Genomic DNA, 1,814 nt, shown 5'->3' with positions numbered 1-1,814 from the left:
TTTTACGAGCGTGCAAAACATCTACATCATCTGCGGCAAGACAGACATGCGTAAAGGTATTGATGGTCTCGCAACGCTCATTCAAGATTCTTTCGAATTGGATCCGTATAGTGATTCTATCTTTCTGTTTTCTGGATGGAGCAAGGATCGTTATAAATGTTTGTATTTTGATGGAGATGGCTTCGCCATGCTTTATAAACGATTAGATAATGGAAAATTACAATGGCCAAAAGATGAAAATGAGGTACGCAAACTTTCGCAACAAGAGCTTCGTTGGTTATTAGAAGGATTATCTCTGCAACAGCCAAAGGCGATTACAAAATCTACAAAAGGTATCTTTTAATAGCCCTATTTTAAGTGGTATAATCATTCATAACTTAAATTGAACGAAATGTGGTGAATGATTTGGGAGACGCTTCAAATGAAAAAGTGATTCAATTATTGGAAGAACAATTAGCCTACACAAAAGAACAAAATAAAAATTTAACCAAACAAATTGAAGCATTGACTGAACAAATTCGCCAATTAACAAAAGCTTTATACGGTTCTAAATCAGAAAAGTCAAAGTATCAAATACCAGATGGACAAGGCTCATTATTTGAAGACGATCCGTCTTTTAACGAACCTGAGCAGACAGAAGAACAAAGCATCGAAAAGGTTAGTTATACGGTTACTCGTAAAAAGAGAAATAAAAAACGAAATGATTCGTTTCATGAGGATATAGAAATTGAAGAGATTCATCATCACCCAGCCAACTTAGCTTGTGACTGCTGTCGTGGGGAGATGGTAGAGTTCAGTTCAACGTTGATACGTGAAGAGGCGAAATTTATTCCAGCCTCCCTGAAGCGTGTGCAACATTTTGAACATGTGTATGAGTGCAAAACGTGTAAAAACGATGCCATACTAAAAGCTCAAATTAAACGAGGTAAAGCACCGCAAGGTCCAATCCAAAGAAGCATTGCCGGTCCTACTGTTTTGGCAAAGCTTATCTACGATAAGTTTATCCAGTACTCACCTCTTTACCGTCAGGTAAATGAATGGGAGCGCCATGGACTATATACAAATGATAAAAATCTATCCAATTGGGTAATACGTGTGGCAGAGGATTGGCTTCAACCGCTTTATAATTTGATGAACCAATTATTAACGGCAAAATCTGTGTTGCATATAGATGAAACCTACGCACAAATAATTAAGCGTTCAGATGGAAAGCCAGCTCAATCAAACGCTTATAACTGGGTATGTCGCAGTGTACAAAGTGAAGGTCCCATTATCGTTCTATTTAAGAGCGCTCTTTCTCGTGGGCGCGCTGTATTAGAAGATTTAATTAAGGGATTCAAAGGCACTGTGATCTGTGATGGGTATTCAGCTTACGGTCAATTACCTCATGTTCAATTCGCCAACTGTTGGGCTCACGTACGCCGTTATTGGCTAAAAGCCGATAGTAAAAATGGACGAATAGGCGTGCAGTACTGCGATCGGTTGTTTCATATTGAACGGAAAATCAAACATCTTTCACCGGAAGAGCGCTTGCAAGTTCGCCAACAAGAAGCAAAACCGATCGTCGATGAATTTATGGATTGGATTGATCGTTCGCCTTTCTTCGGTAAAAATGCCATTGCGAAAGCAGCTGAATATACATTAAGCCGTTCATCAGAGTTAAAGGTTTTCCTTGAAAATGGGTATGTCGCCATTGATAACAACCCCGCTGAAAATGCCATTCGTCCAAATGTTATTGGTCGCAAAAACTGGCTCTTCTCCGTGAGTGAAGCAGGCGCTAATGCGAATGCCATTTGTTTGAGTTTGGCTGAAAC

General features: G+C 39.4%; 2 protein-coding genes. Both read left to right on the top strand.

Features of this window, described 5'->3' with window-relative positions; translation table 11 throughout:
- Positions 1-343: IS66 family insertion sequence element accessory protein TnpB (tnpB, locus tag AS180_RS21290; RefSeq protein ID WP_082636448.1), on the top strand; the 343-nt coding region annotated here is incomplete at its 5' end.
- Between the two features lie 62 nt (positions 344-405).
- Positions 406-1,814 (top strand): IS66 family transposase (tnpC, locus tag AS180_RS21285; protein ID WP_445375980.1); only part of this gene is annotated, 1,409 nt, incomplete at its 3' end.

The organism is Priestia veravalensis, from assembly GCF_001457055.1.
GTDB lineage: Bacteria > Bacillota > Bacilli > Bacillales > Bacillaceae_H > Priestia > Priestia flexa.
The sequence above is the reverse complement of the archived record's forward strand: the minus strand, read 5'-3'. Positions and strand labels throughout refer to the sequence as shown.